This window comes from Sphingobacterium sp. UBA7625 (assembly GCF_002484085.1).
In the GTDB taxonomy this organism is placed as follows: Bacteria; Bacteroidota; Bacteroidia; order Sphingobacteriales; family Sphingobacteriaceae; genus Sphingobacterium; species Sphingobacterium athyrii.
Genome location: NZ_DLJD01000014.1, coordinates 1 through 413, shown reverse-complemented (window position 1 = coordinate 413; position 413 = coordinate 1).

Below are 413 nucleotides of genomic sequence, written 5' to 3'. Positions count from 1 at the left end.
ATTTATATTATGTTAAATAAAAATTTGTAAATCCACCCCTCTGCACAACAATATGTATGATATAATAGCTTAGTGCTATTCTCATTAGGCTATCGCAATCTTAATTCAGCTTAAAATTATATGGCACAATATATTGTGACTCCACGGCAGCCTTATAAATATCAAAATTTATAAAGACTAGAATTACGTAAATCATTACGTTTAGCCCGTTCTATTATAAAAACGAAAATGATTCTTCTTTTTATTCAAAATGTCGAATAAAATACACGGATGATTTGATTTTGGCTAAAATTCGCTATAATCAACCTAAATAAGCCTATATAGTATAGAATTCGAAATTTCATTATAATTGCTCAAAATTTGTAAAAAATTAACAAAAATTGGTTTTCTGTTAAAAAATACATAAATTAGTG